The organism is Actinoallomurus liliacearum (assembly GCF_039542035.1).
Lineage (GTDB): Bacteria > Actinomycetota > Actinomycetes > Streptosporangiales > Streptosporangiaceae > Actinoallomurus > Actinoallomurus liliacearum.
The window spans coordinates 1,207,209-1,216,132 of sequence record NZ_BAABHJ010000005.1; the positions used below are offsets into that span (position 1 = coordinate 1,207,209).

The 8,924-nt window shown below is 70.0% G+C and carries 11 protein-coding genes; 4 read left to right on the forward strand and 7 right to left on the reverse strand.

What is annotated here, in order from left to right; genetic code table 11:
• Positions 1 to 41: 41 nt before the first annotated feature.
• Positions 42 to 875, forward strand: coding sequence for a TetR/AcrR family transcriptional regulator (locus tag ABD978_RS13595; RefSeq protein WP_345353632.1), 834 nt, complete (start codon positions 42 to 44; stop codon positions 873 to 875).
• On the opposite strand, the gene ABD978_RS13600 is transcribed toward ABD978_RS13595, so the two are convergent.
• The gene (locus ABD978_RS13600; protein ID WP_345353633.1) at positions 832 to 1,719 is read right to left on the reverse strand and encodes a LysR family transcriptional regulator; all 888 of its coding nucleotides are present in this window, start codon (positions 1,717 to 1,719) and stop codon (positions 832 to 834) included. The genes ABD978_RS13595 and ABD978_RS13600 overlap by 44 nt on opposite strands.
• Before the next feature lie 124 nt (positions 1,720 to 1,843).
• On the opposite strand from ABD978_RS13600, the gene ABD978_RS13605 reads away from it, so the two are divergent.
• Positions 1,844 to 2,521 (forward strand): MFS transporter, encoded by a 678-nt coding sequence (locus tag ABD978_RS13605; RefSeq protein ID WP_345353635.1) that lies wholly within the window; start codon positions 1,844 to 1,846, stop codon positions 2,519 to 2,521.
• On the opposite strand, the gene ABD978_RS13610 is transcribed toward ABD978_RS13605, so the two are convergent.
• Positions 2,516 to 3,100, reverse strand: a complete 585-nt coding sequence (locus tag ABD978_RS13610; protein WP_345353637.1) for a TetR/AcrR family transcriptional regulator — start codon at positions 3,098 to 3,100, stop codon at positions 2,516 to 2,518. The two genes, ABD978_RS13605 and ABD978_RS13610, sit on opposite strands and share 6 nt — an antisense overlap.
• A 73-nt stretch (positions 3,101 to 3,173) precedes the next feature.
• On the opposite strand from ABD978_RS13610, the gene ABD978_RS13615 reads away from it, so the two are divergent.
• Complete coding sequence (locus tag ABD978_RS13615) at positions 3,174 to 3,500, forward strand: rhodanese-like domain-containing protein (RefSeq protein WP_345353639.1); 327 nt, start codon at positions 3,174 to 3,176, stop codon at positions 3,498 to 3,500.
• A gap of 72 nt (positions 3,501 to 3,572) precedes the next feature.
• Here ABD978_RS13615 and ABD978_RS13620 read toward each other — a convergent pair whose 3' ends face one another.
• The 3 genes from ABD978_RS13620 to ABD978_RS13630 form a co-directional block, all read right to left on the reverse strand.
• Complete coding sequence (locus ABD978_RS13620; protein WP_345353641.1) at positions 3,573 to 4,067, reverse strand: hypothetical protein; 495 nt, start codon at positions 4,065 to 4,067, stop codon at positions 3,573 to 3,575.
• Between the two features lie 72 nt (positions 4,068 to 4,139).
• Positions 4,140 to 5,357, reverse strand: a complete 1,218-nt coding sequence (locus ABD978_RS13625; protein WP_345353643.1) for an acyltransferase family protein — start codon at positions 5,355 to 5,357, stop codon at positions 4,140 to 4,142.
• Positions 5,354 to 6,091, reverse strand: coding sequence for a class I SAM-dependent methyltransferase (locus ABD978_RS13630; RefSeq protein WP_345353645.1), 738 nt, complete (start codon positions 6,089 to 6,091; stop codon positions 5,354 to 5,356). The genes ABD978_RS13625 and ABD978_RS13630 overlap by 4 nt, the downstream gene beginning before the upstream one ends.
• A 130-nt stretch (positions 6,092 to 6,221) precedes the next feature.
• Here ABD978_RS13630 and pgfA point away from each other — a divergent pair, with 130 nt between their 5' ends.
• Positions 6,222 to 7,265 (forward strand): cell envelope lipid trafficking protein PgfA, encoded by a 1,044-nt coding sequence (pgfA, locus tag ABD978_RS13635; protein ID WP_345353647.1) that lies wholly within the window; start codon positions 6,222 to 6,224, stop codon positions 7,263 to 7,265.
• Here the strand turns inward: pgfA and ABD978_RS13640 are convergent, their stop codons facing one another.
• Positions 7,266 to 8,630, reverse strand: coding sequence for a M1 family metallopeptidase (locus tag ABD978_RS13640; RefSeq protein ID WP_345353649.1), 1,365 nt, complete (start codon positions 8,628 to 8,630; stop codon positions 7,266 to 7,268).
• Positions 8,631 to 8,694: 64 nt separating this feature from the next.
• A partial coding sequence (locus ABD978_RS13645; protein WP_425550700.1) for a hypothetical protein occupies positions 8,695 to 8,924 on the reverse strand: 230 nt, incomplete at its 5' end.

Here is an 8,924-nt window from a genome sequence, read left to right on the forward strand (position 1 = left end):
ACTGATTTGCGTATGCTATACACAAATGAGGGAGGTCGTCGATGGCCACGTCTGCCGGCGCTGGTGACCCGGTGCGCACGTTGGAGTTGCTGTGGGAGGTGCGGCAGCACTCCGGCCTCGGCCGTAAGCCCGAGCTCAGCCTCGACCAGGTCGTCTCCGCTGCCATCGAGCTCGCCGACGCCGAGGGCCTGGACAGCCTGTCGATGCGGCGTGTCGCCGAACGGCTCGGCGTCAGCACGATGTCGCTGTACCGGTACGTGCCCGGCAAGACCGAGATGTTCGACATCATGGTTGACCGGGTCAGCGCCGAGGTCTGCTACCACCACGAAGACGGTGACGGCGGCCGTGACGGCTGGCGTTCTCGCCTGGAACAGGTCGTCCGCGCGAACCGTGCGTTGTTCGAGCGTCACCCCTGGCTGTTGACGCTGTTCCCCAGGCGACCACCTCTGGGACCGGGCGTGATCGCCAAGTACAGCGCCGAACTGCATGCCATTGACGGGATCGGACTGACCGATGTCGAGATGGACTCGGTGTTGACCCTCGTCCTGGAGTATGCCCGCGGCGCCACCGCGAACCTCATCGAGTGGAAGAAGTTCTCCGCGCGCGCCGAGCAAAGCGACGACCAGTGGTGGGCCACGCTCGCTCCCCACCTGGACCGGCTACTCGACCAGGAGCGATACGCCTTGGCGGTTCGCGTCGGCAGCGCCGCGACCACTCACTACAACGGCGTTCACGACGCCGAGCACGCCTTCGAATTCGGCCTTCAACGCGTCATCGACGGCATCGAATCATTCGTGGACGACAAATGTCTTCCGGCCGAAGATGATCTCCTCACGGATGCCCTCCCGGAAGGGAAGCGGCCTTCGCGGCGGTGAGCAGGCCGGCCACCAGTGCGCGCCGGGTGGGGTGGGGGACCGCGAGTGCGGTGGACACGTGGATCGGCGGGGTCGGTACGACGAAGGACACCGCCGCCGAGTCCGCTCGGAGCGCGCCGGAGGGGAGCAGAGCCCAGCAGTCCCCGGCCGCGACGGGCCCGGCGAGGACGTCCTGGGCATAGGTGAGGGTGGGGCCGGGCCGGGGGGTGAAACCGGCGGCCAGGCAGGCTCGGGTGATCAGGTCGAAGGTTCCGGGATCCTCCTCGCGCGGGGCGCGAGCGAGCGGCAGGTCGGCCAGCGTGGTGAGGTCGGCGGCGGTGGCCGCCCGTCGCGTGGGGACGGTGACCAGCAGCGGCTCGTCCCACAGGTGGTGGACGGCGACGCCGGGCGTGCGCGGCGGGACGGAGACGAACGCCGCGTCCAGGTCTCCGGCGGCGACCGCGGCCAGCTTGCCGGGAACGGACGAGGTGGTCGTCAGCTCGACGGTGACGTTCGGATGGGTCCCCCGGAACACCGCGAGGATGTCCTCCAGGCGCCTGCCCAGTCCCCGGGCGCTGCCGACGCGCAGGATGCCCGCTCCACCGGTGGCGAGTTCGGCGGCCGCCTTCTCGGCGCGGTCGATGCCACGGAGGGCGCGACGGGCGTGGGGGAGGAACGCCTCGCCGTCGGCGGTGAGCCTGATCTGGCGGCGCGACCGGTCGAACAGCATGAGCCCCAGTTCGCGTTCGAGTGCGGCGATCTGCTTGCTCACGGCCGGCTGAACGATGTGCAGCGACTCCGCCGCCCGGCCGAAGTGGCCGATCTCCGCCACGGCGACGAAGTAACGAAGCTGGCGAATCTCCATCGCATGCCCTCCACCGATTCCCATCGGTGATTGTTCCACGGCGTTCTTGCTCGTTGATGGCCGCTCTCCCGTGCCGCTGCACTGGGACCGCACATGAGTCGATGAGATGCGTGGAGGAGAGCCGGTGCCTCGATCGAAGCCCGTACCGGGAGCCGACCCGGACCGATGGCGGGCGATCGCGGTCTGCCTGCTGGCCGGGTTCATGACGCTGCTCGACGTCAGCGTGGTGAACGTCGCGTTGCCGTCCGTACAGGCCGGTCTGCGGACGTCGTCGGCGCAGCTGTCCTGGGTGGTGGCCGGCTACACGCTGGCGTTCGGGTTGGCCCTGGTGCCGTCGGGCAGGCTCGGCGACGGCCTCGGCCGCCGTCGAATGTTCCTGGTCGGGCTGGCCGCCTTCACCGTCCTCAGCATGGTGTGCGGGGTGTCCGTCTCCGGAACCTGGCTGGTGTGCGCCCGGCGGGCTCCGATGTGGCTCGTGCTCTGCGGCCCCCTGCTGGTCGCCGGCCTGGGCAGCGGGCTGGTGATCGGACCGAACCTGACACTCGCCCTTCAGCGCGTCCCCCCGGCCCAGGGCGGCACCGCGGCGGCGGTCCTGCAGACCGCGCAACGGATCGGATCGGCGTTCGGGCTCGCCGTCGTCGGATCCGCGTTCCTCGGTACGCTCGCCGCCTCCCACGGTGATTCCTCCCTCGCCGTCCGACGCGGCGTGTTCACCTCGGCCGCCCTGGTCGGCGTGGCGCTGCTGGCGGCCGTCGCGGACGCCCTCGGCTCGACGCGCGGACGACGACCTGTCGACTCATGACAGTCGCATCGCCGAGCGGGTGAGGCGGAGGAGATTGGCTCGTATCCGCTCCTCGCCCAGCTCCGGCAGGAGCGCGGACACATGCTCGGCCGACAAGGCGGCGAGTAGGGCGTGCGCGGTGTGTTCCGGGTCGGGCGTGGCGGACAGCAGGATCGCCGTGTGGCGGTGCCAGAACCGGTAGGCCCCGATCCGGTAGCGGGCACCTGGTGTCGCCGTCTCGGACATCCGGAGCAGGTCCCGGTGCTCCAGCAGATAGTCGAAGTAGGCGTTGACGAACGCGGCCAGCCGCTCGTCGGCCGCCGCCCCGGGGCCGAGTGGTGGCGGTCCGTCCAGGATCGCCTCCTGCAGCACACGTTCCCGGGCGTCCAGCAGGGCGGCGGCCAGCCCGGACTTGTCGCCGAACCGGCGGAACAAGGTGCCCTTGCCGACGCCGGCGGCCGCCGCCACCTGATCCATGGAGACCGCGTCGACGCCGCGTTCGGCGAACAGCCGGGCGGCGGCCTCCAGCACCGCGGTCCGGTTACGCGCCGCGTCGGCCCGCTCCTTGCGAGGCGGTGTGCGCAGCAGCTCCAACGGCATTGCAGAAACGGACTTCGGTCCGGTACTGTCATCGACCACAACCGGACTATAGTCCACTCTTGGAGGTACTGACATGACCGCGCTCATCACCCGCGACGAACTGAAGGCCGCGATCGACGCGGGCACCGTGACCGTCGTCGACGCGCTGGGCGGCGAGTACTACGCGAAGCAGCACCTGCCCGGCGCCCTTGCACTGACCCGCGACGAGGTCGACGCCCAGGCGCCCACCCTGCTCCCCGACCGCGCCGCCGCGATCGTCACCTACTGCTCCAACCCGGCGTGCCCCAACAGCGGACAGGTCGCCGACCGGCTCACCGCCCTCGGCTACACCAACGTCCGCAAGTACCGCGAGGGCATTCAGGACTGGGTGGAGGCCGGTCTCCCCACCGAATCCGCCTGATCACCCACTGGGGAGGGGTGCTACGCGTAGCCGCGCCCTTCCCCAGTGGTCACGGCCGTGGTCCAGGCGGGATCATGCGGAATGCGGGCGGATCGTGGCCAGATATTCTTCGTCGCCGTAGATCGATTGATAGTAGACGGCGATCTCAAGACGTTTCGCGATCAGGTCCCAGAACCACTCGTGTTTCTTGCGATCGTAGAAGTCCAGGTGGATCAGGTAGCTTCTGTATCCCGCTGAAAGGATCGCTCCCTCTGTCAGGGTGTTGATGTGCGGCCATTCCGGCAGGCCATCTGTAATGCTCCGGACGGTCTTGCGGTCCCAGGGCCCGATCGCCCGGCCGTCGAGCACCACGACGCACTTCGTGATGACCGCGGGTCCGAGCCCACTGTTGGTGATCTTGAGCCCCGCCTCGGGACCGTCGTACTCACGGACTCGTCTGAGCTGCAGGAGAGGGCGGACCGACTGCCGGTTGTGCACCATGGTGGCCCGTGTCTGAACGATCGAAACCGCTAACGCTCCGAGGGCTATCACCACGGCACTTGCCGCGGTAATCGTGTCGGCGTTCATCGGCGCTCCCTGGCTCACCCCTGACCCGGCATTCCTTAGACCCTTGCGTGGGGGTCCCGGTTCCCGTGCTTCTCAGCGGCGGGTGAGGCGGAGGGCGGGTTTCTCGACCGCGTAGAAGCCGAGTGTCGCGACCGCCACGGTCAGGGCGGTGATGACGGGCAACGCGGTCAGGAAGCCGCCGGTGAAGGCGGCGTGGCCGGTGACGCGGAACCAGGTGACGGAGACCGCGAGCTGCCAGAGGAAGACGCCGTACGAGATGCGGCCCAGGAAGCTCACGACGCGGTTGCCGAGGATCCGGTCGACGCCGGAGTCGCCCGGCCCGGCCAGGGCGACCGGGGCGACGAAGAAGGCCGCGACCAGGCCGTACAGCAGGACGCGCAGTTCCGCCGTCCAGGTCGTGTCGAGGGTGACCAGGTCGGTGGGGCCGGTGAGCGGGGACGCGGCGACGCAGTAGAGGACCCCGGCGATGGCCCAGCAGGTGCCCCACGAGCGCGCGATCGTACGGCAGAACCGGACCGGCGCCGCGGCACCCGTACGGGCCCAGACGGTCACCACGGACAGCGCCATGCCGATCGCGAACCAGGCGAAGTAGCGGGGCACGAACACGCCGAGCTGGATGGACATGCGCGGCGTGAACATGAAGATCGTGAAGACGAACGAGACCGCCGCGTACCCCGCGATGGCGTGGAGCAGGCGCCGGGCCCGCCGGTCGGTGTCCGCGCCGCCTCGCCGGGCGTACCGGCCGAGGAGGGCGGCGGTGACGGGCAGCAGCGCGTACCAGGCGGCCTCGACCGTGAGGCTCCATATCTGGCCGAGCCCGGACGGGCCGAGGTAGGTGTGCCACCACGGGTGCGGGTCGTAGGTGTAGGTGAGGGTCAGCAGCTTCAGCCAGGTCCACGGGTCGCCCGCGTGCGCCGTCAGGATGGTGCCCATCACGAAGGCGACGACGAGCCAGTACGCGGGCAGGATCCGGACGGCGCGCCGCCACAGGTAGCGGCCCGTACGGGGTCGGTCGTGGCCGTCGAGCAGCACCGCCGCGACCCACGGGCGGTACAGGAACAGGCCGGACAGGGTGAAGAAGACCGGGACGCAGATCCCGGCCCCGGACAGCAGCCAGGCCGTCAGGTCGCTCCGGAAGGTGTGGCCGGTGTCGGCGGCGACGTGGAAGAGGAGCACACCGAGCGCGGCGACGGCCCGGACGCCGTCCAGGGCGTCCTGGTGGCCGGAGATCCTGGGCAGCTCGGCCGGCCGCGGGTCCGGTGTCCGCTCCTCGGCGCGCGTCGTGGTCATGGCGTCTTGCGCAGCACCAGGAGGAGGTTCCAGGTGAGGAGCTCCCGGACGCCGGGGACGCGGACCACCGGGGCGGCCCACCCGGGGAGGTAGCGCGGCGCCGCCGCCTGGATCGTGACGTCGTCGCGGCCGCGCGCCCAGGCGAGGGCGGCGCCGACCGACACGGGGTGGAGGCTGTGGCCGTACCGGTTCTTGGGCGGCCGGCCGTGCTCCCGCTCGTACCGCCGGGCGGCCCGGTGCCCGCCGAGGTAGTGCCAGGGCGAGGTCTCGTGGCCGCCCCAGGGGGACAGCCAGTTGGTGAACGCGAGGAACACGACGCCGCCCGGCCGTACGACCCGGATCATCTCCGCGCCCATCCGCCACGGGTCGGGCACGTGCTCGAGCACGTTCGAGGAGAAGCACACGTCGACGGAGCCGGCGGCCAGGGGCAGGCTCAGCGCGGTGCCGAGCACGGTGCCGGGCGGAGGCGGGCCGTGGAGGGTCAGCTCCCCGGCGTCGCACTCGACGCCGACGCACCGGGCGCCAGCCTCGCGCAGCGCGGCGGTGAAGAACCCGGGCCCGCTCCCGACGTCCGCCACGGTCGCGCCGTCCAGGGAGGTGTACCGGCCGAGCTGGGCGACGGTGTCGGCGGCCAGCAGCCGGTAGAACCCCTCCGGGTCGGACTGCTCGTCGCGGAACGCCCGTAGCAGGCGTACCGAGCGGGTGAGCGTCGCGCGGTGGGAGACGGGCGGCAAGGGGGGACCTCCGGGACGGCGAGACGGCAATCCTACGCCTCGGTAACGTACTCATCACGGCTGTTCAGCCAAGGGTGCATCGCCCTTTTTGTCCTCTACGATGCGGTGCACGTCGAGTGGGAGGTCAAGTGTGCGGCGCAATGTCGGTTTGGTCCTGGTCGGGATCGCGGCCTTCTTCCTCGCACTCGCCACGCTGGTGCGGTTCTATGTCGCGGACCAGGTGATCGCCGCCCCGGCGAACCTCTTCCAGCAGTCCACCCTGGAGGCGACCGACGCCTCGTACCTCGACACCGCCACCCTGAAGATTCGCAAGGGCGTGCGCCTGCGAGCGGTGAACACCGTCCGCGGCGACGCCCGGGCGGCCACCACGAAGATCGCCGTCTGGGACTCCTTCACCTCCATCGAGGACCCGGCGACGAAGAAGAGCATCGAGATCCAGCAGCAGCGCGCCGCCTTCGACCGCCGGACCGGGACGCTCTACAACATCAAGGGCGCGTCGGTCGGCAGCGACACCGGTGTCCGGCAGTCCGGGATCGGGACGTTCTGGCCGATCGGCGTGCACAAGCGCTCCTACCCGTACTTCGACCTCTCGACGAAGCGGACCTGGCCCGCGGCGTTCGCCGGGGAGGAGCGGATCCAGGGCATCAGGGTGTACCGCTTCGTCCAGCGGGTCCCCCCGACCGTCACCGAGTCCGTGAAGGGCGGCCTGCCCGCCGCGCTGCTGAAGGTGAAGAACCCCAAGAAACTCCCGGGCTATGACAAGAAGACCGGGAACGTCGCCGTCGACCGCGTCTACGACGCGACCGTGACGCTCTGGGTGGACCCGCGCACCGGCGGCCAGGTGAGCCAGGAGCAGAAGGTCCGGACCACGCTGCGCACCAAGGACGGCGTGGACCGGCTCGTCGCCGCCGACCTGGACCTGAAGATGACCGACGCGAGCCAGAGATCCCTCGCCAAGGTCAACAAGGACCAGGCGCTGAAGATCGCGGCAGTCCGGACGGTCGTCCCGATCGGGGGAGCGGCCCTCGGGCTGGTCCTGCTCGTCGTCGGGCTCGTGCTGGCGGTCCCCGGCCGCCAGACCATCATCCCGCTGCCCGACTCCGCCGAAGAGAACGGGAACACGAAGAAGGCGGACGGCCTGCGCCAGGCCGCCCGCCCTCGTTCCGGTGACTGATCAGCCGTCGATGCGGTGCTGCGTCCAGAAGGACGTCAGGTCGGTCGAGGTCGCGGCCTGGGCCGCCGCCTTGAACTCCGCCGTCGTCGACACGCCGTACCAGTGGGACTGCGCGTAGGTGCGCAGCAGGTTGGTCATCGCCGTCGTGCCGATGAGCCGGCGCAGGTCGTGGAGCGCGCACTTGCCGTAGGAGTACACGACCGTGCTGTACCGGCTCGAGTGCGCGTCCCAGTACGCCATCGAGTTGGTGATCTTCTCGGCGGACGACGCCCAGGAGACGTTGTTCCAGCAGCCCGTCCCACTGAGGCCCTGGTAGAGGTCCGTGGAGTAGTCGGCGAACGCCTCGTCCAGCCACGGGTTGTTGTACTCGTCGTCGCCGACGATGCCGTACCACCACTGGTGCGCCAGCTCGTGCGCGAGCGCGGTGGAGCTGACCAGATCGAGGACGAAGCCGGGGTACTCCATGCCGCCGAACCAGTACCCGTTGTCCAGGACGACGTCGACCTCGCCGTACGGGTAGGCGCCGAATCGCCCGCTGTGCGCGTCGATCGCGGACTCCGCCACACTCAGCATCGAGCTCGCCGAGCTCGAACTGATCGAGCTCACCCGGTAGACGTTGATCTTCACGCCGCCCGGCGAGGTGCCGGAGACGAGGCCGAACGGCCCGGCCCCCCAGGCGAAGTCACGGACCTGCTTCGCGGTCGCCGTCGTGACGGTCCGGCCGGAGGATCCGGGCGTGTCCACCGACGTCCCGGTCGCCGGGACGCTGATCGAACTCGGGTGGTCGAGCGTGACCTTGAAGTCACTGGCGAGGGTGTAGAACGACTCGCCGTTGTTGGTGTACGGGTCCAGGTGCCAGCCCGACCCGTCCCGGATGGCCAGGACCGGCAGGGCGTTGCCGAGGAAGTTGTACGACCCGTCGCGGCCGAACCGGTCGACGCCGGCCGGGACGACGATGCTCAGGTCGAACCCGATCGAGCCGGTCTGGCCCTGGTTCAGCGGGCTCGGCAGCGTGACCTTCAGCGCGGTGCAGCCGACCTCCAGCGAACCGGCGGTGCCGCCGGTCACGTTCGAGACCGTGATGGGCGTCGACGGGCAACTGCCGTGGTAGTTGTCCCACAGCCGCAGGTACACCTCGGTGAGCGGGGTGGCCGAGGCGTTGGTGAAACTTACGCTCTCGTGTCCGGTCCAGGTGGAGCCGCTGGAGTTGCTGGTCAGGTTCACCGTGTACGACGGCGTCGCCGGCGTCCGTACGGTGTCCGCGAGGGCGGCGGTGGCCGGGTGCGGGGTGGTGGCGTGGGCCGCGCCCACCGGGGTCAGCGCGGTCGCCGCCGAGGCGACGAGCGCGAGCAAAGCCTTCTTCAAGAGGAACTCCTGGTGATGAAGAGGGCCCCGCGCGGAAGACGCGCGGGGCCCCGATGGATCACGGTCAGGATGCGTTGATGGCGACGTCGTCGAGCACGAAGCTCGTCTGCAGGCCCGAGTCCTCGGTGCCGCTGAACGATAGCGTCACGGTCTGGCCCGCGTAGGACGACACGTCGAAGGTCTTCTGCGTGTATCCGGACGCGGCGTTGACGTTGCTGTAGGTGGCCAGCGTGGTGCTGCCGACCTTGACCGTCAGCTTGTCGTAGGCGGTGCTGCCGGACTCGCTCGTGTCGA